Annotated in this window: 22 protein-coding genes; 1 reads left to right on the top strand and 21 read right to left on the bottom strand. The window is 34.9% G+C overall.

The genetic code is table 11. The features are described from left to right. Positions 1-75: 75 nt before the first annotated feature. The 20 genes from FLACOL7796_RS05855 to FLACOL7796_RS05760 all read right to left on the bottom strand — a co-directional run bounded on the left by FLACOL7796_RS05855 (position 76) and on the right by FLACOL7796_RS05760 (position 18,140). Complete coding sequence (locus FLACOL7796_RS05855; RefSeq protein WP_173969892.1) at positions 76-327, bottom strand: type II toxin-antitoxin system RelE/ParE family toxin; 252 nt, start codon at positions 325-327, stop codon at positions 76-78. After that, positions 318-560 carry a hypothetical protein gene (locus tag FLACOL7796_RS05850; protein WP_173969891.1) on the bottom strand — a complete coding sequence of 81 codons (243 nt, stop codon included), beginning with the start codon at positions 558-560 and terminating at the stop codon, positions 318-320. Before FLACOL7796_RS05850 ends, FLACOL7796_RS05855 begins: the two co-directional genes overlap by 10 nt. Before the next feature lie 386 nt (positions 561-946). Then, positions 947-1,708, bottom strand: coding sequence for a tryptophan synthase subunit alpha (gene trpA, locus FLACOL7796_RS05845; protein ID WP_173969890.1), 762 nt, complete (start codon positions 1,706-1,708; stop codon positions 947-949). Positions 1,709-1,914: 206 nt separating this feature from the next. Then, positions 1,915-2,235: a gamma-glutamylcyclotransferase family protein gene (locus FLACOL7796_RS05840; protein WP_173969889.1), complete on the bottom strand. Its 321-nt coding sequence runs from the start codon at positions 2,233-2,235 to the stop codon at positions 1,915-1,917. Between the two features lie 151 nt (positions 2,236-2,386). Next, positions 2,387-3,568 (bottom strand): tryptophan synthase subunit beta, encoded by a 1,182-nt coding sequence (gene trpB, locus FLACOL7796_RS05835; protein ID WP_055095721.1) that lies wholly within the window; start codon positions 3,566-3,568, stop codon positions 2,387-2,389. 12 nt (positions 3,569-3,580) lie between these two features. Continuing rightward, entirely contained in the window at positions 3,581-4,213 is a 633-nt protein-coding gene (locus FLACOL7796_RS05830; protein WP_173969888.1) for a phosphoribosylanthranilate isomerase, read from the bottom strand. 201 nt (positions 4,214-4,414) lie between these two features. Beyond that, on the bottom strand, positions 4,415-5,194 hold the full coding sequence (gene trpC / locus FLACOL7796_RS05825) for an indole-3-glycerol phosphate synthase TrpC (RefSeq protein WP_173969887.1): 780 nt from the start codon (positions 5,192-5,194) through the stop codon (positions 4,415-4,417). Between the two features lie 50 nt (positions 5,195-5,244). Continuing rightward, a complete protein-coding gene (gene trpD, locus FLACOL7796_RS05820; protein WP_173969886.1) occupies positions 5,245-6,237 on the bottom strand; it encodes an anthranilate phosphoribosyltransferase in 993 nt (330 codons plus the stop codon). 100 nt (positions 6,238-6,337) lie between these two features. Beyond that, positions 6,338-6,742, bottom strand: a complete 405-nt coding sequence (locus FLACOL7796_RS05815) for a GNAT family N-acetyltransferase (protein ID WP_173969885.1) — start codon at positions 6,740-6,742, stop codon at positions 6,338-6,340. Between the two features lie 87 nt (positions 6,743-6,829). Then, positions 6,830-7,396 carry an anthranilate synthase component II gene (locus FLACOL7796_RS05810; protein ID WP_173969884.1) on the bottom strand — a complete coding sequence of 189 codons (567 nt, stop codon included), beginning with the start codon at positions 7,394-7,396 and terminating at the stop codon, positions 6,830-6,832. Between the two features lie 85 nt (positions 7,397-7,481). Then, a complete protein-coding gene (locus FLACOL7796_RS05805; RefSeq protein WP_173969883.1) occupies positions 7,482-7,925 on the bottom strand; it encodes a hypothetical protein in 444 nt (147 codons plus the stop codon). A gap of 138 nt (positions 7,926-8,063) precedes the next feature. Beyond that, positions 8,064-9,464 (bottom strand): anthranilate synthase component I family protein, encoded by a 1,401-nt coding sequence (locus FLACOL7796_RS05800; RefSeq protein WP_173969882.1) that lies wholly within the window; start codon positions 9,462-9,464, stop codon positions 8,064-8,066. Between the two features lie 299 nt (positions 9,465-9,763). Further along, the gene (locus FLACOL7796_RS05795) at positions 9,764-11,044 is read right to left on the bottom strand and encodes a hypothetical protein (protein WP_173969881.1); all 1,281 of its coding nucleotides are present in this window, start codon (positions 11,042-11,044) and stop codon (positions 9,764-9,766) included. A 210-nt stretch (positions 11,045-11,254) separates the two neighbouring features. Beyond that, positions 11,255-11,821 carry a YceI family protein gene (locus FLACOL7796_RS05790; RefSeq protein ID WP_173969880.1) on the bottom strand — a complete coding sequence of 189 codons (567 nt, stop codon included), beginning with the start codon at positions 11,819-11,821 and terminating at the stop codon, positions 11,255-11,257. A 31-nt stretch (positions 11,822-11,852) separates the two neighbouring features. Continuing rightward, entirely contained in the window at positions 11,853-12,485 is a 633-nt protein-coding gene (locus FLACOL7796_RS05785; protein WP_173969879.1) for an NAD(P)H-dependent oxidoreductase, read from the bottom strand. 4 nt (positions 12,486-12,489) lie between these two features. After that, positions 12,490-12,951, bottom strand: coding sequence for a MarR family winged helix-turn-helix transcriptional regulator (locus tag FLACOL7796_RS05780; protein ID WP_068844590.1), 462 nt, complete (start codon positions 12,949-12,951; stop codon positions 12,490-12,492). 517 nt (positions 12,952-13,468) lie between these two features. After that, positions 13,469-14,215, bottom strand: a complete 747-nt coding sequence (locus FLACOL7796_RS05775) for a hypothetical protein (protein ID WP_232067300.1) — start codon at positions 14,213-14,215, stop codon at positions 13,469-13,471. 50 nt (positions 14,216-14,265) lie between these two features. Continuing rightward, on the bottom strand, positions 14,266-14,997 hold the full coding sequence (locus FLACOL7796_RS05770) for an MIP/aquaporin family protein (RefSeq protein WP_173969877.1): 732 nt from the start codon (positions 14,995-14,997) through the stop codon (positions 14,266-14,268). 15 nt (positions 14,998-15,012) lie between these two features. Next, positions 15,013-16,509 carry a glycerol kinase GlpK gene (gene glpK, locus FLACOL7796_RS05765; protein WP_173969876.1) on the bottom strand — a complete coding sequence of 499 codons (1,497 nt, stop codon included), beginning with the start codon at positions 16,507-16,509 and terminating at the stop codon, positions 15,013-15,015. A gap of 53 nt (positions 16,510-16,562) precedes the next feature. Beyond that, the gene (locus tag FLACOL7796_RS05760; RefSeq protein ID WP_173969875.1) at positions 16,563-18,140 is read right to left on the bottom strand and encodes a glycerol-3-phosphate dehydrogenase/oxidase; all 1,578 of its coding nucleotides are present in this window, start codon (positions 18,138-18,140) and stop codon (positions 16,563-16,565) included. 155 nt (positions 18,141-18,295) lie between these two features. Between FLACOL7796_RS05760 and FLACOL7796_RS05755 the strand changes: the two genes are divergently transcribed. Next, positions 18,296-19,066, top strand: a complete 771-nt coding sequence (locus FLACOL7796_RS05755) for a DeoR/GlpR family DNA-binding transcription regulator (RefSeq protein WP_173969874.1) — start codon at positions 18,296-18,298, stop codon at positions 19,064-19,066. Between the two features lie 269 nt (positions 19,067-19,335). On the opposite strand, the gene FLACOL7796_RS05750 is transcribed toward FLACOL7796_RS05755, so the two are convergent. After that, positions 19,336-20,109, bottom strand: a complete 774-nt coding sequence (locus tag FLACOL7796_RS05750; protein ID WP_173969873.1) for an alpha/beta hydrolase family protein — start codon at positions 20,107-20,109, stop codon at positions 19,336-19,338. Positions 20,110-20,143: the final 34 nt, after the last annotated feature.

Below are 20,143 nucleotides of genomic sequence, written 5' to 3'. Positions count from 1 at the left end.
GGGAAATACTTATTTTCCTAACGAAAGTTTTTGAGGATTTTGTCTGGTATCAAAGACATTAGAGATAAAAACTATTTATTTGAATTCATCGATCCAATAAATAATTTTATAATTTTTAAAAACTAAATATCTGAAATCCTGTTTTCTTTCAGATAAAAGTTCTTCTTTTTGGCCGCCATAAGCGTTAAATTCTAAGGAAAGTGAAATATCAATTATTCCGTTTACTAAAGTTTGAGCAACTCTAATTCCAGCTTTAAATTTGTAATATTCAAAAATATCTTCAAGTTTGTTTTCTGCAAATTGAGTCCAATAAACAGTTAACCCCATTTTTGAATTTTTGATTTTAAATCTTTTGCAGATACAATTCGCGCATTTTTAGCATCATCTAATGACTGATCAATTTCTTTATTAAATTGTTCAATATTCATTGATTTCATTTCCTGATCTAAAAGTTCCACTTTTTGTTTATGAAGTAAGTTTTCAAGACCAATAACTATTTCTTCACTTTGAAGTCTTAGAAATTCTTGAACGAAAGATATTTTACGAGCTTCTAAATCCATGATAATTGATTTTATTCAAATGTACAAAATTATTGCAAATGTTATGAATTGGCTAATACTTCCGGTTTATTTTTAACTTTTTGTTTTTAGAACAGAAGTTAAATTCGATATTATTATCTCCAAAAAAAGCCGAAATAATATCAATTGTAATATTATTTCAGCTTTGCTATTAACGTAATTTTGTCATTTCGATTTCTATTATAAAATCTTTTTTCAGGAGCTAATCCCGCTATTCGTTCCAATCTTTTGTGGCTCCCGATAGCTATCGGGACGCCACAAAAGGATTTCCACTTCTATCGGGGCTAGGGTAATCATTTTCATAACAATATTTTCGTCTCCTTTATCGAAATGATAAATTGTAACTTGTTTTCAAGTTAAATATAAAATTATCGAATCTCACCAACAAATTCCGCAATTTTACCAGAACCATTTTCACTTAAATGTTTGATAAAAGCACTACCAATAATGGCACCTTTGGCAAACTTTGTTGCTTGAGTAAAAGTTTCTTTGTTCGAAATTCCGAAACCTATAATTTGTGGATTTTTAAGATTCATGTTTGCAATTCTTTCGAAATAATCTTCCTGAACATTTCCAAATCCAGATTGAGATCCTGTAACGCTTGCAGAACTTACCATATAAATGAATCCGTTTGAAACGCTGTCGATAAAACGAATACGTTCATCAGAAGTTTGTGGCGTAATCAGGAATACATTTATTAAACCGTATTTTTCGAAGATTGCTTTGTATTCGTCTGCATAAACATCAACCGGAAGATCGGGGATGATTAAACCGTCGATACCAATTTCGGCACATTTTGCACAAAAAGCTTCAACTCCGTATTGCAACATGGGGTTAAAATATCCCATAATAATCAACGGAATTTTTACGCTTTCGCGGATGTTCTTCAGTTGATCGAAAAGTATTTGAGTTGTCATTCCGTTATGAAGCGCCTGTGTAGAACTCGCCTGAATCGTTGGTCCATCGGCCAAAGGATCACTAAAAGGCAAACCAATTTCGATTAAATCAACGCCATTTTTTTCTAAGTCCTGAATGATCTGAACGGTATCATTTAAATTAGGATATCCCGCTGAAAAATAAATAGAAAGTATCTTTTTATCTTCTTGTAATTTTTGAGTTATTCTGTTCATTTTAATGTCTTTTTATTTACTTCTGCAAGGTTTTTAAAACCTTGTAGGTGTTTTTTTGAGTTTTGTTTTTTGCCACAGATTTTACAGATTAAAACAGATTTTTTTAAATCTGCAGAATCTGCGTGAAACAAATAATCAGTGGAAATTTTTTTAATCTTTGGTATTATATTTTTATAATCTTACCTATCCAGTCATCATTTCGATTTTTATTTATTTTCGATATAAACCCAGGCTACTGCTCCAGATTTCAACTCGACCTGAACTCTTTTGTAAGCATTCGATTCGAATATATCTACTTTGGCTAAATCTGAAGCTGAAATATTATATGCAATACCGTGTATAGGATCTGAAGAATCTACAGTTGGTACGGCTACAACATAATCTGCCATTCCAAATTCTTCTTCTATTTGGAGACTTTTTAGTTTATGACCAAGAAGCTGATCAGGACTTCCGGTTAGGATTTTACTAAAAAGCTGCATTTGAATTTGTTTCGATCTCAATGTTCCGTATGAAAATAACTTTTCCATAATTATTATTTTTCTCGTTATTGTTTTTTGCGTTAGGGATAGAGGCGGTATCTCCCGATTTAGAAAAACAAGGCTTTTTAGCCGTAGTTTTTGTTAATCGGGAATTTAGCCGAAAGCCCGACCGGAGGGAACGCCCAAATTACGATTTTTATTATAATTTAAAATAATCGATATAATTGTCTAAATCTTTATCACCACGGCCAGAAAGACTAATCACCACAATATCTGTAGGTTTAAATTTCTTTTGATCTAAAACCGCAAAAGCATGTGCGCTTTCGATCGCCGGAATAATTCCTTCTAGTTTGGTCAACTGTAATCCTGCATTCATCGCATCATCATCTGTCACAGAGAAAAATTCGCCACGACCCGTTTGTGCCAAATGCGCGTGCATTGGTCCAACGCCAGGATAATCTAAACCTGCCGAAATAGAATATGGCTCCGTAATTTGCCCGTCTGGAGTTTGCATTAAAAGGGTTTTACAACCATGAATAACACCAACTTTACCTAATTTACTTGTTGCTGCACTATGACCGCTATCAACACCTTTTCCGGCTGCTTCTACAGCAATAATACCAACTTCTGGCTCGTGCAAAAAGTGGTAATACGTTCCGGCAGCATTACTTCCGCCACCGATACAAGCGACAACATAATCAGGATTTTCACGTCCTTCTTTTTCTTTTAACTGCCATTTGATTTCTTCCGAAATTACGCTTTGAAAACGAGTCACCATATCCGGATAAGGATGTGGTCCAATTGCCGATCCGATAATATAATGTGTGTCAACCGGATTATTGATCCAGTCGCGAATCGCTTCGTTTGTAGCATCTTTTAAGGTTCTTGAACCTGAAAGTGCCGGACGAACCTCAGCGCCTAACATTTTCATACGAGCCACGTTTGGTGCCTGACGCGCAATGTCGATTTCGCCCATATAAACGATACATTCCATTCCCATAAGGGCGCAAACTGTTGCTGTTGCAACACCATGCTGACCTGCTCCGGTTTCGGCAATGATTCGTTTTTTACCCAAACGTTTTGCTACTAAAATTTGTCCAATGGTATTGTTGACTTTATGTGCTCCGGTATGGTTTAAGTCTTCTCTTTTTAGGTAGACTTTTGTATTGTATTTTTCGGATAAACGCTTGGCAAAATAAAGTGGGCTAGGGCGTCCAACGTAATCTTTTAATAACTGATCGAACTCGGCTTTAAAATCGGGTTCGCTGGTGATTTTTAAATAATTCTGGCGTAATTCTTCTACATTTGGATAGAGCATTTCAGGGATGTAAGCTCCGCCAAATTCTCCGTAATATCCTTTTTCGTTAACGTTAAAATTCATTTTATTCCAATTTTAAAAGTTGGCAACATCAAATTTGCGTTTGAAATTGCTAAATAGATTTTTGTTTTTTAAGCCAGGTTCGATTTCAAATTTACTATTTATATCGACAGCATAAATAGGAAGATTGGTTTTTGAAATTTCTTCGATGGCTTTTAATTCATTCATTCCGATTCCGCCGCTTAAAAAGAAGGGTTTATCAGATTTGTATTTTTTTAATATCGTCCAGTCAAATGTGGTTCCGTTTCCACCGGGTAATTTTCCTTTGGTATCAAAAAGAAAATAATCGCAAACGGATTCGAATGGTTTTATACTTTCGAAATCAAAATCATTATCGGCAGAAAAAACTTTGATGATTTCGATTTTATTAGGCAATTGTTTTTTTAGTTCTGATAAAAAATCAACGGATTCATTGCCATGTAATTGAACGGCTTGTAAATTGTATTGTGCCACTTTTTCCAGAATTTCTTCCTGACTTTGATTGACAAATACCCCTACTTTTTTTATTGTTTTGATCAATTCCGGAATGGTTCCGTTAAAGTATCGTGCGGAGTTGCCCCAGAAAATAAATCCCATATAATCGGGTAGGAGCGCTCCTACTTCGAGAATGTTTTCTGGATATTTCATGCCGCATATTTTGAGTTTCATTGTATTGTGTTTTTTCTGTGTGTTTTTTATCGCAAAGAGCGCTAAGATTTTTTTACTATTGTAATGTTTACAAACGCAAAAGTTCGCAAAGCTTTGTGTTTAGTTTTTGCCACGACCCGAGCGATAGCGAACAGGCGAAGCAATTCACGAATTTTCGCTAATTCAATTCGTGCTAATTTGTGTAATTCGTGGCAAACTTAATTATAGCTTGCTTATGAATTCTGTTGCGGCTTTTCCGGCGTTGTCGGTTTTCATGAAGTTTTCTCCAATTAAGAAACCGCTGTAACCGTAAGGTCTAAGTTCTGAAATGGCTTCGATGGATGAAATTCCGCTTTCGGATACTTTTACGAAATCGTCCGGAATTTGCGATGCCAATTGTTTACTGAAATCTAAACTTACTTCGAATGTTTTCAGGTTTCTGTTGTTTACGCCAATCATATCTAAAGTTGGCATAATCGATTTTTCTAATTCTTCCTGATTATGAACTTCTAATAGAACTTCTAAGCCTAATTTCTTTGCAAATTCAGATAATGATTTGATTTCTTCGCGAGTTAGAACCGCTGCGATCAATAAAATCAAATCGGCTCCATGTGCTTTGGCTTCAAGAATCTGGTATTCATCTACAATAAATTCTTTTCGCAAAAGCGGAATATTTACTGAAGCTCTAGCCAAAAGTAAATCGTCAAGTGAACCTCCGAAATATTTACCGTCGGTTAAAACTGAAATTCCGCAAGCTCCGGCATTTTCGTAACCTTTAACCACTTCTTCAACCGTAAAACTATGATTGATGACTGATTTTGATGGAGAACGACGTTTATGTTCTGCAATAATTCCGGTGGAACTTGTTCTTAGTTTTTGGCTCAAAGAAATCGTTTCTCTTTCAAAAAATACTGAACTTTCCAATTGCGAAACCGGAATGATCGATTTTTTAAGAACGACTTCTCTTTGTTTATCAAATATTATTTTATCGAGGATATTCATTTTTTAAGGTGCTAAGTTTCTAAGGTACTGAGGTACTAAGTTTTTTAATTTTAAAGAGATAACTCTTGTAATTTTTTAAGCGCTTGATGTCCTTTTCCGGAGAATAAGCTTTCTTTTGCTAGTTCAAATCCTTCCAGCGGAGAACATTTTGTAACCGTTGCAATTGCCATTGCAGCATTGGCACAAACCACATTATTCTGCGCTTCGGTTCCTTTTCCGGATAGGATGTTGATGAACATATCAGCAGATTCTTCGATTGTTTTTCCGCCTTCGATTTCACTTTGAGATAAAAGTCTAACACCAAAATCTTCAGGTTTTAACATTCCTTCCATGTGCGATGTGATCGTTTTTGTCGGGCCTGTTAAGGAGATTTCGTCATATCCGTCAAGCGAATGTAGGATCGTGAAATTGATATCTGTGTTTTGATATAAATAAGCATACATTCTCGCCAATTCTAGATTGAAAACACCAACCAATTGATTCTGTGGAAATGATGGATTTACCATTGGTCCCAACATATTAAAGAATGTTTTTACGGCTAATTCTTTACGAATTGGTCCGACGTTTTTCATCGCTGGGTGAAATAGGGGAGCGTGCAAAACACAAATTCCGGCTTTGTCGATACATTTTTCTAAAAATGCAGCCTCATTGCTGAATTTAATTCCCATTTTCTCCATTACGTTACTCGAACCTGAGATTGAAGAAACACCGTAATTTCCGTGTTTGGCTACTTTTATTCCTGCTCCGGCTGAAATAAACGATGCCAAAGTCGAGATATTAAAAGTATCTTTTCCGTCACCACCAGTTCCGCAAAGATCGATAGTATTGTAAGCTGATAAATCAACGCGAACGCATAATTCTAATAAAGCTTCACGAAATCCGGAAAGTTCATCAATGGTAATGCTTCGCATCATAAAAACAGTCAAAAATGCCGAAATCTGACTCGGATTGTATTGACCACTTGAGATATTAATCAAGACGTTTTTAGCTTCTTCTTTTGAAAGTACTTCGTGATTGATTAATTTATTTAATATAGTTTTCATTTTTTTTAAGGTTCTAAGTTGCTAAGGTTCTGAGTTACTAAGTTTTTTTTCTGAAAACTGTAACTGAGACTAAAAACTGTGACTGCGACTGTTTACTTTTTCAATGTTCATTTCCCTGATAAATCCACATGGGTTCTGTTTTTCCTGCGCGTTCAAATCCGTTTTTCTTGTAGAAGTCAACAGATTTTCCATCGGCGTTTAACATTTGCATATGAAAATGGCTGTATTTCTCCTGCATTTTATCCAGGATCAATTTTCCAATTCCTTTTCCCTGATATTCCGGAAGCACCAATAAATGTGGATAATATACTGTTAAGAATCCATCAGAAATTGCATTTCCAAGTCCAACCAATTTTTGATCTTCCCAAGCCGTGATTAAAGTTTCTGAATTTAAAAGACCGCTATACAATTCGTTTGGTTTATTAGCTGAACTCCATTCGTTTGCTTTGTATAATATCAAAACGTCTTCGATATTGATTTCTTTAGTTTCTGAAATAGTTATCATTTTTTTTAAGGCTCTAAGTTGCTAAAATTCTAGGGTTCTAAGGGTTTTTTGTAAACTGTGACTGAGACTGAATACTGAGACTATAAACTAGCTCTTTATCCAATTCTCTAAAATTCTTTTTCCGTTTGGTGTAAGTACACTTTCCGGGTGAAACTGAACGCCTCTTACATCAAAAGTTTTGTGTCTTAATGACATAATTTGTCCGTTTTCGTCGACTGAAGTTGCTTCAAGGACATCAGGCAAATTAGCATCTACAACCCATGAATGGTATCTTCCAACTTCAAATTCGTTTCCTAAACCTTCAAACAAAATTTCATCAGAAACTACTGTTTTTACATTCGTTGCAACGCCGTGATAAACTTTATCAAGGTTTGAAAGTGTTCCTCCAAATACTTCTCCAATAGCTTGCTGTCCTAAACAAACTCCTAAAATGCTTTTTGTTGGAGCATATTTTGCGATTACCGCTTTTAATAAACCAGCTTCATCAGGAATTCCGGGCCCCGGAGAAAGTAATATTTTCTCGAAAGAAGCGATTTCATCAATATCAAATTCGTCGTTTCTGTAAACGGTAACTTCGCAATTTAAATCTTCTAAATAGTGCACTAAATTATAAGTGAAACTATCGTAATTGTCTATAACTAATATTTTTTTCATTTTTCTTGAGGTTCTAAGTTGCTAAGGGCCTAAGATTCTAAGTTTTTTAAACTGTGACTGAATACTGAGACTGACAACTAAATTTCTATTTTTCTCGAACGTATTTTTCGACTATAACACGATCAACGCCTAATTTTTCTATTTTCTCGATTCCTTTTTGAATCAGTGTATCATTTTTAATTTTTACTATAAACTCAAATTTGTTGTTTTCCCATTGTCTGTTATTGAAAAACTCTAAATTCTCTGTGTATGTACTATCTTTTAAAGTGTATTTTCCGCCTCCGCCAAAGAATACTGAATTTGTTGAATCTTTACCATTATTTAAATCATGATTGAAAAAAGCAAAATGCCTATCGTTTATAATCTTAATCATTTTTGTTTTTGGATTGAAAGTCGAGAACGTTGAATCTTTTTCAGTGGTTTCTGCTGATATCAGACGCCAGGTTCCAGCTAATGGAATTTCCTTTTTTTCCGAATTACAAGAGGTGATAGTAATGATTAAAACTAAAATTGAAATTGCTTTTTTCATGATTTATGGTTTTGTGGTTTTTAATTTTTTATGGTCTTGCTAATCTTTGTCCCGACGGTTGAAACCGTCGGCTATGTTTATATAGATTATTTTTTAAACATTGCCCGAGGTTTCAACCTCGGGAGACGTATCTTAATGCTAAATTTTCTCTGCCATTTCAAGAGCTGTATTCAATGCTCTTAATTTGTTATAAACTTCCTGCATTTCGCTTTCTTCATCAGAACTTGCTACAATTCCGGCTCCGGCCTGACAATGTAATTGATGATTTTTACTCAGGAAAGTTCGAATCATAATCGCGTGGTTAAAGTTTCCTTCGAAATCCATGAAACCGATTGCTCCTCCATAGAAATTACGATTTGTTTTTTCGTAATCTTCAATCAATTGCATTGCTCTGTGTTTTGGTGCTCCGCTTAAAGTTCCTGCCGGGAAAGTATCTGCAACAACTTGCATCGTAGTTGCTTTTTCATGTAAATGACCTGTAACTTTAGAAACTAAGTGAATTACGTGAGAGAAAAACTGAACTTCTCTGTATTTTTCTACATTCACATCATGTCCGTTTCTGCTTAAATCGTTTCTGGCCAAGTCGACTAACATAACGTGCTCGCTGTTTTCTTTTTTATCTTCAGAAAGTTCTTTGGCTAAAAGTGCATCGCGTTCGTCATTTCCGGTTCTTTTAAAAGTTCCTGCGATTGGGTGAATTTCGGCTTTTCTGTTTTTTACGATAATTTGAGCTTCGGGCGAAGACCCAAATATTTTGAAATCTCCATAATCAAAAAAGAATAAATAAGGAGAAGGATTAATGCTTCTTAAAGCGCGGTAAACATTGAACTCGTCTCCTTTAAAACCTTGGGTAAAACGACGTGATAAAACCAATTGAAAAACGTCTCCCCTAAAACAATGCTTCTTAGCTAAAGCCACATTGTGTTTGAATTCATCATCGGTTAAGTTAGAGAATCCTTCACCTTCTTTGGTGAATTTGTACGAAGCAATATTTCTGGATTGTAATAATTGTTCGATTTCGGCAATATTATTTTTTCCGTCTACGCTATGGCAAAAAATGTATGCTTCGTTTTTGAAGTGATTGATGGCGATGATGTTTTGGTAAACCGCATAAAATACATCCGGAATTAAAGTTGCATTATCTTTTTTAGCAATTGAAACTTTCTCGAAATAACGAACGGCATCGTAAGAAATGTATCCGAATAATCCGTTATTGATGAATTTAAAATCGTTTTTTTCTGATTGAAACTGACTTGAAAATTCCTGAATTACTTCTGGAATGTTAGTTGAAGCGTCAATTGAAATTTGTTCTGTAGTTCCGTCAGGAAAAGTTTTTGAAATCGTTTCGTTTTCGATCTTAATTGTGGCAATCGGGTTGCAGCAGATGTAAGAGAAACTATTGTCATTTCCGTGATAATCACTACTTTCAAGTAATAAACTATTTGGGAATTTATCTCTTATTTTAAAATAAATACTTACCGGCGTAATGGTGTCTGCCAGAATTTGTTTGTAATGTGTGTTGAGTATAAAAGGTTTCAAAGTATGTTGTTTTTTAGTTTTTAATATTTTCCAGTTAAGTTTTGATCAAAAAAAAAGGGCTTGTCGTGATGACAAGCCCTTTATATTTATAGTTTTTACAGTACCATAGGAAGCTTCGTTCACGACGTTTGACGTAAATTCTTCCACCACCAAGTATTGTTCATTAATGTTTTCATTTCTTTATTTTGATGTGACAAAGATATAAATGTAATTTGGATTAGAATACATAAAATTTAAAAAAAATCTTTTCTAAATTTTAAAATTTGTTAAATTTCATTCTTCTCAATTACTTTAAATGTCTAATTTCCAATTGCAATTGTATTGTTTTGGTTCATTCTAAAATCCGGATTTCCTTTGATGTTAGGCGTCGTAAACAATTCGCTGTTTTTGATTTTTGTATAGTTTATCTGGAAATCAGGATTGCTGTAGAATTTTTCGATTGCCGGATTTGCACCACCAGCTTCGCTTATAATTCCGCCATTACAATTGTTAACGATTAAGTTTTTGAAAGTAATTTTCGCTAAATTAACCTCTCCATTACCAATATTTCCTTCTAATAAAGCAAAAGGAGTAAAGCCCGAAATAATACTATTGGTTAAATTAAAGAAAGTATTTTCTCTTACGTAAACAGATTCTCTCACAAGTCCCTGATTGTTTTCTTCTAAATTAACCAAAGTGATGTTACTCGCGTTTATTTTGGTTAATTTTTTAGACATATCAGTATTCTGAATTTTGTCGTATGAATCTACTTCAAAACATCTTGATCCTGAAATATCTGATGAAAACGGGTGACGAATGGCAATACTATTACTAATATTGATTTGAGCTCCTTGTGTAAAATCGAAATCATCATCTGTAGTTCGGTATGAAACAAGGTTATTCATGTTTAAATCTCCACCATAACATTCGAACGAATCGTCGTTTGAGTAACTAATCTGGATATTGCTCAAAACTGTTTTTCTGCCCACTCCGGCCAGCGAAAGTCCGTTAAGTTCTTTGGCAGCACTTAGTTTTCTTCCGGAATATTCAATTCTTACATATTTTAAAATTCCAGAGTTGTCTTCGGCATCCTGACCTCCATAATGATTAAGCATTGGTTCAAGATCAAAAGGTAAAGTGTGTACACCGCCAATCGTATTTATTGGTGCTTTACCTAAAATGATGATTCCGCCCCAGTCTCCAGGTTTTCTGTCTGCAATTTCTTTATTCGAAGTAAAAATAATAGGATCAGTTTCTAGACCTTCGGCCACGATTTTTGCGCCATTGGTGATGACAAGAGTTCCGCAGGTTTTATCATCTCCGCGAATAACAGTTCCCGGTTCTATAGTTAAAACAGCATTTTTAGTAACATAAACCACACCAACCAATTGATATGTATTGCGTTTGGTTAATCTGGTGTCTTTATCAATAGTTCCTGCGATAATATTTGTAGCTTCGTTATATTCAGTATTTGCCGGTTTAAAATTGGTCCAGTTGCTCATCCAGTTAGAGTTACCAATAATTCCTTTGGGTTGTTGTTGGGCTTGTAAAAATAAAGTACTTAGAAGAGTAATAATTGCAATATGTAGTTTTGCTTTCATAACTATGAGTTTGATTTCTAGTGTTGTTTTTTTAGTTAGCCCAAAATTAGAAGCCCAATGTTAATCAAAGTCTTAGATGTTATTACGAAAGTGTTATGTGAATATTAAGGATGTTATCTTTTTGAAAATAATGTAAAAAGAAACCCCAATAGTTTTGAACCATTGGGGTTTTTCTTATAATATTAAGAATTGTGTGTTAATCTTTAAATATTAGAATTTTAAAGCTACAGTTAATTCGAAATCATCATTGATAGTTTTGTCTCCTAAGTTTTGGAAGAAGTTACCAGAGTTGTATTTGATATCGTATTTAGTTCTGTCAACTTTGAAAGCAGTAGTTGCAGTATTTCCAGCTACAGTAATGTCAAAAGTTACTGGTTTAGTGATTCCTTTGATAGTTAAATCAGCAGTTACAGTGTAAACGTCAGTAGATTTAGCTCCGATAGTTTTGAAAACTAATTTTGCAGTTGGGAATTTGTCAGTTCCAAAGAAATCGTCAGCTTTTAAGTGACCATTCAATTTTCCTTGGTATTCTCCAGTTAAGTCAGTTGAAGTTAAAGAAGTCATATCAACAGTGAAAGATCCACCAGTTAATTTTTTTCCTTTAAAAACTACAGCTCCGTCTTTAAAGTTTACAGTTCCAGAGTGCTCTCCAGTTACTTTTTTACCTACCCATTTGATAGTAGATGCTTTTACGTCGATTTTTTTAGTTTGAGCATTTACTGAAATACTAGCCGCTGCTACGAATAATGCTATTGCAATTGTTTTTAAATTTTTCATGTTGTTTAAATTGATTTTGGATTAATAATAATTATATAGTGATAAATAATTCCTCGTGAGATTTTCTAACTTTTTTGTAGTGTTGTGTATCATCTTCGCCATGTCTGTAACCTACAGTAGCGATAACTGATGCGTTTAAGCCTAATTTATCGAAACCTAAGATTTCATTAAATGCAGCAGCATTAAATCCTTCCATCGGAGTTGCGTCGATTTTCAATTCAGCAGCAGCAGCCAATAAAGTTCCTAAAGCGATATAAGTTTGTTTTGCTGTCCAGATGTTTTTAGCATCCTGAGATAAGTTAGCAATTGTACCTTTCATCATATCAGCAAATCCAGCCAAAGCATCAGCAGGAACACCTCTTGTTTCGCTAATATTTTTGATGTAAGCATCTACAGATTCTGCTCCGGCATTCAAGTCGTTAGCAAAAATAAAAATTTGAGAAGCGTCAGTAATTTGAGTCTGACCGTAAGCAGCAGCTTTTAATTGCTCTCTAATTTCAGGATTTTCTACGATAACAACTTTATAAGGTTGTAATCCGTATGAAGAAGCAGCAAGTCTAACAGCCTCTTTTAAAGTATTCAAATCTGCCGAAGATATTTTTTTTGTTGCATCAAACTTCTTTGTTGCATATCTCCAATTTAGATTGTCTAATAATGTGCTCATAATATTAATTTTGTTGGGTTCTGTATTTTTCTAATAATTTATTCAGTAATTCTAATTCTTCTGGACTTATATTCTCGGCAAATGCACGCTCGTGTTCATCTACTTTCGGGTCTAATTCTTTCAAAACATCTAATCCCTTTTGGGTGATTAAAACTTCAATTTTACGTCTATTGCCAGGGCAAACATTTCTTGTAACAAAATCCTTTAGTAATAATTTGTCTACCAATCGGGTTGTATTACTTGTTTTAGCCAGCATACGTTCCTGTATTACACACATATTAGCAGGATTTCCTTTTTGTCCTCTTAATATACGTAACACATTATATTGTTCTCCGGATAAATCATACGGTTTTATCAACTCGTTGAAATGATCCTGAATCACGTTTTGCGTGTACATGATATTCAGAATAACTTTTTTCGCATTATCCATCTTAACTGTACTTTTTATAACCTCTTCAATTGTCATAGTCGTAAGTGTATAATTTGTATATACAAATGTATATCTTTTAATAGTTGTATATACAAATGTCATGTTAAATTTTTGTTAATTCAAAAAAAGCGAAATAATTAGCTAGATAAACTCTATATAATTAGTATAAAAATAATATAATTTTTAACTTAAAATATTGTCTGATAAATATTTAACGATTGTTTAATAACAATGTTGTTTAGCTAAAATAGAGTTTTGATACTATTCAACAAAGTCTTCGCTAAACCCGACAGATTTTTAAAACCTGTCGGGTTTATCAGGAATCAGGAATCTAAAATCTAAAATCAGAAATCTAAAATTATAATAGGGGCATGCCACCATCCAGACAAGAGGGCAAAGTTACTTTGCACGTATACGCCCTCTTATCAGGATGCTGTCGGGCTATCCACACTGCTTCGGCAGTTAGCTTCTATCCCTCATGCGGCTCACGTAAACAAGAAACCCGACAGGCTTTAAGAGCGTGTCGGGTTTAATAGAATAATTTATTTCAGTCTTAGAATAATGAAACTCCTAATTGCATACGAGTATATTTTTCAGCAGGATTCCACATTATGCCTGCAAAAACCGGAAGTTTATACTGAAATATCGAAATATCTTTAGAAGCTTTCAATCCGGTATTTACGATACCAAAATTACGATCCGGATCCTTTATATATAGATTCGTTTTTCCATCAAGCGAAAATCCTGCTCCTACATAAGCATCTAGCGTTATTTCGTCATTTTTTATAATCGGATATCCTAATTCTACATAAGTAGAATATCTGTTTTTATAATTAGCATCAGAGTTTAACTCCTTGTCATTGCCATAAAGAATAATATCAGCCTCGATTCGCAACGGAAATTCCTGCGAAAAACGATACGAAGTTCTTAAATCAATAAGGTGAGTCGTCGTGTTTTTATCGTAATTAAAAACTTCCGGATGTTCAACATTTGTAGTGTTGAATAAATCCCACAGACCAATTGTAAGTCCTTTATGTTTGTACTGAACGTAATAATCTACCTCAGTATATTTACCATCAAAACTGTTACCGCCCCAAACACCAACCGAAAAGTTTCGGTTTTTATCGAAGGTATAATGAATATCTCCCATAGCCGTCATACTTGGACTGATAATTAATCCTCTCCAAAGGTGACTTGTTGCAAGCGTAACATTAAAATTTAATCGGCTTGGTTCTTTACTAGCTGCACTTTCCGGCGTTGATTCTTGAGCATAGCCAGCTAGTCCTATGAAGATTATCATAGAAAGAAAAAGATTTTTCATAAAAATTTATGGATTAAAAGAAGATGTTTTTAATTAAGACTGAGATATAATGCTGCAGCCAAAGAAGCTCCAATTATAGGTCCTACAATCGGGATCCAGGCATATCCCCAGTTGCTACTTCCTTTTATGGGTAAAATAGCATGCATAATTCTTGGTCCTAAATCTCTCGCGGGATTTATAGCATATCCGGTAGTACCTCCCAATGAAAGGCCAATTGCCCATACGACTATTGCAACAGGCAGTGCGCCTATAGTTCCTAAACCAATTGTTGCGTTGGCATCAGCTGCAATTTGTAAGCTTGGACCTGCAATGTAGAAAATAGAAAATATCAAAACAAAAGTTGCAATTGCTTCGCTTATCAAATTAGAAAAATTATTCTTGATGGCCGGTCCTGTAGAAAAACAAGCAAGTTTCGCGCCTTCATCTTCTGTTGCTGCAAAATGGTCTTTATGTGACAACCATACTAAAAATGCACCCAACATTGCTCCAATCATTTCGCCTAATATATAGGTAGGAACTAAATCCCAACTAAATTTTCCTATAAGTGCCAAACCAAGAGTAACTACAGGGTTTAAATGTGCACCACTAACCGGGCCTGCAATAGTTACACCTACAAACACGGCAAATGCCCATGCGCTGGTAACGACTATCCAACCTGAATTATTACCAATTGTACCTTTAAGATTAACGTTTGCCACAACGCCATTTCCTAATAAAATCATCACCATGGTGCCTAAAATTTCTGCTATAAAAGGAGTCATATCGTTTGTGTTTAGTTATTCTTCAATCCAGTTTGATGCGCGGCCTACAGCTTTGTCCCAGTTTTTTACAAGTGTATGTACTTGTTTTTCTTCCATTTCTGGCGAAAATACTTTGTCTATAGACCATTGCTCTTTCAAATCATCTAAGCTTGCCCAATATCCAACAGCAAGTCCAGCCAAATAAGCAGCGCCAAGAGCTGTTGTTTCAAGTGTTTTTGGTCGTGTTACAGTAGAACCAAAAATATCAGATTGAAATTGCATCAATAAATTATTGGTAGCAGCACCTCCGTCAACTCTTAATTCTTTTCCTTTGTCACCAAAATCAGCTTCCATCGCTTTCACTAAATCATTTACCTGATAAGCAATTCCTTCTAAAGTTGCTCTGGCAATATGAGCATTTGTTGTTCCTCTTGTAATACCTACAATCGCACCTCTGGCATATTGATCCCAATAAGGAGCTCCTAAACCAGTTAATGCCGGTACAAAATATACGCCTCCATTATCAGGAACGCTAGCGGCAAGAGCTTCAATTTCTTCTGATGAATCAATCATTTTGGCTCCGTCTCTTAGCCATTGTACAGCGGCTCCTCCTACGAAAACACTTCCTTCTAAAGCATAAGTCGTTTTTCCGTTGATTTTCCAGGCAATCGTAGTCAATAAATTGTTTGTAGACTGAATTGGTTTTTCTCCCGTATTCATTAACATAAAACAACCTGTTCCGTACGTGTTTTTTACCATTCCTGAACTCGTACACAATTGACCAAAAAGGGCAGCTTGCTGATCTCCTGCAACTCCTGCAATAGGAATTTTTGTTGCAAATAGGGTAGTGCAGGTTTCTCCGTAAATTTCACTGCTTTGTTTTACTTCCGGAAGCATTGCTCTCGGGATATCGAATAATTCTAACAATTCATTATCCCATTCTAAAGTATGAATGTTGAATAATAAAGTTCTGCTCGCATTAGAAACGTCAGTCATAAATAACTTGGTACGGGTAAGTTTCCAGATAAGCCAAGTATCTACAGTTCCAAAACAAAGTTTTCCTTGTTCTGCTTTTTCACGTGCTCCGGGAACATTATCAAGAATCCATTTTACTTTTGTTCCAGAGAAATAAGCATCAAGGATTAATCCCGTTTTTTTCTGAATCATATCAGCATGACCTTGTGCTTTTAATTCGTCACAAAATTTTGCTGTTCTTCGATCTTGCCAAACAATGGCGTTATAAATAGGTTCGCTGGTTTCTCTGTCCCATACAATAGTAGTTTCACGCTGATTAGTGATTCCGATTGCTGCGACTTCGCGGCCTGAAATTCCCACTTTTGCGATTACTTCGGCAGCTGTACTTATCTGAGAAGACCAGATTTCGTTAGGATCGTGTTCTACCCACCCTGGCTTAGGGAAAATTTGCTCAAATGGTTTCTGTGAGAGGCTTACAATTTCTCCTTCGTGATTGAATAGAATAGCTCTGGAGGAAGTGGTTCCCTGGTCTAGAGCTAAAATTAATTTTTCTTGCATGGTTGATAGTATAATTAAGTTAATAAAGTTCTGTTATTGAAATTCACATCATTTTATCGAAATTCTGATAGAAAAAATCCTTTTGAAATCTCTTTAAAATTTGCAATTTCCTGAGTGATCCACGCTTCATCGTGTCCTAATTCTTTGGCTAATAATCTTGCTACTTTTTCAGAAGACTGAACTGCAGCTCTGGCGTCTAAGAATAATAAACGAACACGTCTTGCTAAAATATCATCTACAGTTCTGGCCATTTCGTATCGAATCGCCCAGGCAACTTCTGCCATTGTAAATTCGTGATCAGGATGTACTTTCTCTTTTAATTCAGGTTCAATTTGTTGCAGCTGACGTATTTTAGGAATGTCTGAACCATAAATATATAAATGGTTTTCTCTGTCTAAAGTAGTTGTAGGCTGATTTCCGTGAATGGAAAGATGTTCTGTATTACAACCTTTTGCAGGTATTTTACGTATTTTGATTGCTTTATCTATAATGTCTTCGGCAATTTTTCTGTAAGTAGTCCATTTTCCTCCTGTAATGGTGATTAAACCCGTATCCGAAACGATGATTTTATGGCTTCTTGAAACTTCTTTGGTGCTTTTTCCTTCTTCTTTTGGTGCTGCCAAAGGACGTAAACCAGCGTAAACAGATAAAACATCTGCTCTGGTTGGTTTTTTTGCTAAAAAGCGTTGTGCTGTTTCGAGTACAAATTCAATTTCACTTTCAAGAGCGATTGGTTCTAAACTTTGTTTTTTAATTAAAGTATCAGTTGTTCCTACTACAATTCGGTTATGCCAAGGCACGGCAAATAAAACTCTTCCGTCGCTTGTTTTAGGAATCATTAAAGCATGATCTCCCGGTAAAAATGATTTATCGAAAACTAAGTGAATTCCCTGACTTGGTACGATATATTTTTTGTAAACGGTATCGTTTAGTTTCATTATTGCATTGGTGAAAACTCCAGTTGCATTAATAATCGCAGATCCTTTTAAATCGTATTTGTCTCCTGTTTCCTGATCTAATACCTGAACACCAATAACCTGATTGTTGTCGTCTTTTAATAAATTAACAACTTTACAGTAATTTACAATACAAGCACCTTTTTCGGCAGCAGTTTGAGCTATGTTTATGGCAAGACGTGAATCATCAAATTGTCCGTCGTGATAAATAACACCGCTTGTTAAACCTTTTTCCTGCACATTAGGAAGCATTTCGATTGTTTTTCTTTTCGAAATATATTTTGAGCGTCCTAAACTTAAACGTCCGGCCAGTAAATCGTAAATGGTTAAACCAATGGTATAAAAATAACCACCCCACCAATTGTAGTTAGGAATAACAAAAGATTGATTTTTAACTAAATGTCCGGCATTTTTTGCCATCAATCCTCTTTCTTTTAAGGCTTCTTTTACCAAATGCACGTCACCTTGCTCCAGGTAACGTACGCCACCATGAACTAATTTTGTGCTTCGGCTTGAAGTTCCTTTAGCAAAATCTACTGCTTCGACCAAGACTGTTTTGTAACCTCTGCTTGCAGCATCAAGAGCAGTTCCAAGGCCGCTTGCTCCACCACCTATTACAATCACATCCCACTTTTCAGTGCTTTTTAGTTTCGATAACTGTTCTGAACGTTTCATATAGTGTTTGTTTTTGTTTCTTTTTCTGTTTTTTATTTCTTTAAAGCAAAATTAACGAAACTAAACGAAACTAAAGTAATAAAATAAGGTTTTTTTTGAATTATTTTTTTGTCGTACATTTATACCTTCAAAAATCTTAATATTATCAGGCTATTATGGTTATTATAAACAAAAGGCAAGAGGAGATACTTAAAGAACTGGATAAAAGCGGATACGTAAATGTGGCGGATTTATGCGAAATTCTGAACGTTTCAACCGTAACAATACGAAAGGATTTGAATTTTTTAGAAAATGAAAACTTGCTACATCGTACTCATGGTGGTGCAAGTAAACAGCCTATTTACGCTTTCGAAAGAGATTTAAGTGATAAAGAAGGACTTCAGGTAGAGCAAAAAAAACAAATTGCAAAAGAGGCTTTAAAGTATATTAATAATTTTGATTACATCATATTAGGTTCAGGATCTAATGTTCATTATTTGTCGCAAATCATTTCAGGATTTCAAAAACTGACTGTGATTACGCCTTCTTTAAAGGTGTCTTTAGAATTAAGTAAGGAAACAAATGTTGATACGATACAGTTGGGTGGTGATGTTCGTAAGAGTTCAAATTCTGTAATTGGGCCAATTTCTGAGGCGATATTAAAAGAGTTTTCTTGTAATAAATTGTTTTTAGGGGCAGACGGACTTCATTTAGATTTTGGTTTAAGTACTTCGAATGCTTCTGAAGCGCATCTGAATCAGGTAATGATTTCGCTGGCAGAAAAGGTGATTGTACTGGTAGATTCTACAAAAATGAATGTTAGAGGTTTTGGTAAAATTTGTAATCTGGATAAAATCGATGTTTTGATTACGGATGATGGTATCGATATCGAAACCAAAACGAAACTAGAAGAAATAGGAGTGGAGGTTATAATTGCTTCAAAATAGCATTTTTATAAAGATTCGAAAAAACGAAACTTCTAGTTTTTTTGAAATACTTCTTCGTTTACGCGCGTGAGGGATAGGAGCAGGCTACCGAAGTAGCGTGGATAGCCCGACAGCATGCCGATAAGAGGGCGTATAAGCGCAAAGTATATTTGCCCTCTTATCGGGATGGTGGCACGCCCAGATTAATTTTAGATTTTAGATTTCTGAATTTAGATTAAAAAATAAAACCTGACAAGTTTCAAAACTCGTTGGGTTTTAATTTTTTTAAGTTACTCGCTTAAGTATTTTTCGATGTGGGTAAATAGTATTTTTCGTTCTTCGGTTGTTGCGTCATTGTCCATGTCGCTGTGGTTAATTGGGGTGAACTGAACTGTCATTCCGTATTTCTTTTGTTCTTGTTCTGTTGGTAACACGCCTTCGTCTGCAGCATAGTTTTTAGAGCGCAACGTGTATATTTTAGGATGCTTAACTCTTGGAAGAGGCATTCTTCGATTGTCCATTGTGATTATTTTATAAACCAGTTTGGGATATTTGGTAGCGAATAGAGCTGTCATGTCTCCGCCATTCGAATGGCCAATTAGTGTTAGGTGCTTGAAATCTAATTCGGGTTTGATTGTTTTGAATTCGTTTAAAACATAAAGAATGTTTTGTGTACCTCGTTCCCAATTTGGTCTTCTTGTAACTTTTAGTTCTCCTTCCATTGCTAAAAGATCGTCGGTAGGTAATTCGTGCTGAATGCTGATAACGAAAGATCCTTGCGATGCTAAATGTTCTGTTAAGTAAGAATAGATTTTATTGTCTCCGCCTTTGTTTTCTCCGTATCCGTGGCTGAAGATTATTACCTGCTGGTTTTTTATTTTCGTATCAGATTTTGGATGATACATTGCGACCGGAATTTTGCGGTTACTGGATTTATCAAATAACTCTAAACTATCAAGCTGAACATCATAGGTTTTATTTGATGTCTGAACTGTTGATTTTTTAGTATTGGAGCAACTTATTAAAAATAAGGATAATAAAATCTGAAAATATATTTTGTTCATTTTTTTTGATACGCTTTAATAAGAAACCCGACAG

This window comes from Flavobacterium bizetiae, assembly GCF_902804475.1.
Classification (GTDB): Bacteria; Bacteroidota; Bacteroidia; order Flavobacteriales; family Flavobacteriaceae; genus Flavobacterium; species Flavobacterium bizetiae.
Note: the sequence above shows the minus strand (reverse complement) of the source record. Positions and strands in the feature narration are given on the sequence as shown.

Coding starts and splice junctions, on each gene's coding strand:
- FLACOL7796_RS05855 (WP_173969892.1), bottom strand. CDS start 327: ATGGGGTTAACTGTTTATTGGACTCAATTTGCAGAAAACAAACTTGAA.
- FLACOL7796_RS05850 (WP_173969891.1), bottom strand. CDS start 560: ATGGATTTAGAAGCTCGTAAAATATCTTTCGTTCAAGAATTTCTAAGA.
- trpA (WP_173969890.1), bottom strand. CDS start 1,708: ATGAACAGAATAACTCAAAAATTACAAGAAGATAAAAAGATACTTTCT.
- FLACOL7796_RS05840 (WP_173969889.1), bottom strand. CDS start 2,235: ATGGAAAAGTTATTTTCATACGGAACATTGAGATCGAAACAAATTCAA.
- trpB (WP_055095721.1), bottom strand. CDS start 3,568: ATGAATTTTAACGTTAACGAAAAAGGATATTACGGAGAATTTGGCGGA.
- FLACOL7796_RS05830 (WP_173969888.1), bottom strand. CDS start 4,213: ATGAAACTCAAAATATGCGGCATGAAATATCCAGAAAACATTCTCGAA.
- trpC (WP_173969887.1), bottom strand. CDS start 5,194: ATGAATATCCTCGATAAAATAATATTTGATAAACAAAGAGAAGTCGTT.
- trpD (WP_173969886.1), bottom strand. CDS start 6,237: ATGAAAACTATATTAAATAAATTAATCAATCACGAAGTACTTTCAAAA.
- FLACOL7796_RS05815 (WP_173969885.1), bottom strand. CDS start 6,742: ATGATAACTATTTCAGAAACTAAAGAAATCAATATCGAAGACGTTTTG.
- FLACOL7796_RS05810 (WP_173969884.1), bottom strand. CDS start 7,396: ATGAAAAAAATATTAGTTATAGACAATTACGATAGTTTCACTTATAAT.
- FLACOL7796_RS05805 (WP_173969883.1), bottom strand. CDS start 7,925: ATGAAAAAAGCAATTTCAATTTTAGTTTTAATCATTACTATCACCTCT.
- FLACOL7796_RS05795 (WP_173969881.1), bottom strand. CDS start 11,044: ATGAAAGCAAAACTACATATTGCAATTATTACTCTTCTAAGTACTTTA.
- FLACOL7796_RS05790 (WP_173969880.1), bottom strand. CDS start 11,821: ATGAAAAATTTAAAAACAATTGCAATAGCATTATTCGTAGCAGCGGCT.
- FLACOL7796_RS05785 (WP_173969879.1), bottom strand. CDS start 12,485: ATGAGCACATTATTAGACAATCTAAATTGGAGATATGCAACAAAGAAG.
- FLACOL7796_RS05780 (WP_068844590.1), bottom strand. CDS start 12,951: ATGACAATTGAAGAGGTTATAAAAAGTACAGTTAAGATGGATAATGCG.
- FLACOL7796_RS05775 (WP_232067300.1), bottom strand. CDS start 14,215: ATGATAATCTTCATAGGACTAGCTGGCTATGCTCAAGAATCAACGCCG.
- FLACOL7796_RS05770 (WP_173969877.1), bottom strand. CDS start 14,997: ATGACTCCTTTTATAGCAGAAATTTTAGGCACCATGGTGATGATTTTA.
- glpK (WP_173969876.1), bottom strand. CDS start 16,509: ATGCAAGAAAAATTAATTTTAGCTCTAGACCAGGGAACCACTTCCTCC.
- FLACOL7796_RS05760 (WP_173969875.1), bottom strand. CDS start 18,140: ATGAAACGTTCAGAACAGTTATCGAAACTAAAAAGCACTGAAAAGTGG.
- FLACOL7796_RS05755 (WP_173969874.1), top strand. CDS start 18,296: ATGGTTATTATAAACAAAAGGCAAGAGGAGATACTTAAAGAACTGGAT.
- FLACOL7796_RS05750 (WP_173969873.1), bottom strand. CDS start 20,109: ATGAACAAAATATATTTTCAGATTTTATTATCCTTATTTTTAATAAGT.